This is a genomic window from Anaerotignum lactatifermentans (assembly GCF_014982935.1).
GTDB classification, from domain to species: domain Bacteria; phylum Bacillota; class Clostridia; order Lachnospirales; family Anaerotignaceae; genus Anaerotignum; species Anaerotignum lactatifermentans.
Genome location: NZ_JADCKK010000133.1, coordinates 1 through 1,339 on the forward strand (window position 1 = coordinate 1; position 1,339 = coordinate 1,339).

3 protein-coding genes are annotated in these 1,339 nt (G+C 32.0%); 1 reads left to right on the forward strand and 2 read right to left on the reverse strand.

Going from position 1 to position 1,339, the window contains the following annotated elements:
• Positions 1 to 197, forward strand: a 197-nt coding sequence (locus tag INF29_RS14210; RefSeq protein ID WP_193487388.1) for an IS3 family transposase, incomplete at its 5' end; no start/stop codon positions are given.
• A 361-nt stretch (positions 198 to 558) separates the two neighbouring features.
• Here the strand turns inward: INF29_RS14210 and INF29_RS14215 are convergent.
• Positions 559 to 978, reverse strand: coding sequence for a nuclear transport factor 2 family protein (locus tag INF29_RS14215; protein ID WP_193487389.1), 420 nt, complete (start codon positions 976 to 978; stop codon positions 559 to 561).
• 44 nt (positions 979 to 1,022) lie between these two features.
• Positions 1,023 to 1,226, reverse strand: a complete 204-nt coding sequence (locus tag INF29_RS14220) for a hypothetical protein (protein WP_193487391.1) — start codon at positions 1,224 to 1,226, stop codon at positions 1,023 to 1,025.
• Between the last annotated feature and the right edge of the window lie 113 nt (positions 1,227 to 1,339).

Genomic DNA, 1,339 nt, shown 5'->3' on the forward strand with positions numbered 1-1,339 from the left:
ATAATGCCTGCTGTGAATGTTTCTTCAAGTACCTCAAAAAAGAAGAAGTTAACCGTAAAACATATCATTCTCTGCAGGAACTCCGGTTATCTGTGTTCGAATACATCGAAGGATTCTATAATGCTAAGAGACCGCATAGTTCTCTCGGAATGATGACACCAAATGAAAAAGAAGAATGGTACTGGGCACAGCACTAAGCAGCTGTACTCGGCACTTTTCTTTATAAATTGTGTCCACTTTATTGACTATAGTATTGACTATAGTCCAAGGCCAATTATTCAAATAAACTATTCTTTTCTTTTTAAAGTCAACAGACATTTTATTCTCCTTTTTTAGTTTATATACTCTACAATGCTTTTTTAATACTTAATACATTATATTTTCTTAGATTAATCCTGATTTTTGCTGTATAAGCTAATATGCCATAGAAATATAATGTATAATTTTGTATTTTTATGGATATTTTTATTGTTCTTTATTTATAATTTAATATTATTTTATCAAATATATCTATTGTTTTTAATTTTATTAAAGAAACCAAAATAGAACGATCAACCGTTAAAACCATTTTATTGATTCATCGTGAAATTGTGGCTCATTGCTATTTTGATATGGATTATAGCGATTACAGTTACAGCCAAACTCTTTCAATGATTTTATTTTATCATTATCCGTCCACTCAATCAAAGAAATACCTTCAAATCCTTCTTTTTTACCTGTCTCCATTTTATTTTCGAAGTACCACTCAACAACAGTCTGATTTTCTTTATGAAAGAATTGCTTAATATCCCAAATTAGCACCTTACCACGCTGATTCCATTCACGAAACCAATGTTTTACTGTACTGCGATTATGATACTCAGGTCCCCAACTTTCTGTATAGATAACATCACTTGTAAAAATGTCATCTATTCCCAAGTCCTGCTGTTTTAGCCACATATCAAACCACAAGCGGATAATAGCTTCTTTCTTATCCATACTAAACACCTCGATTTACTTAATGCTATGTTTTCTCCTATATATCAATTTTGATTATCAAATAAATTGCTATATTTTTCAACCAAACTATAAGAATAAACTTTTGGCAGAGCAGATTCTCTTACAATATTCCAAAGTATAGCAGCAGCCTTTAATTTGTTTTGTAAATGGCTATTTCGGTGGTCACCACAAAAATCCTTTAAAAATTGATTCCATTGACATGATGAACGATCATGTGGGTTTGTCAAACATATGTTACACCCTCCTTAATAAATTCCTTCAGGACAGTCTGTGGGGATTTCCAACCCAGAGGTCTCATAGGGAACAGATTATAGTCCCTACGGTTATAGACTTGGAGCTG

Coding starts and splice junctions, on each gene's coding strand:
- INF29_RS14215 (WP_193487389.1), bottom strand. CDS start 978: ATGGATAAGAAAGAAGCTATTATCCGCTTGTGGTTTGATATGTGGCTA.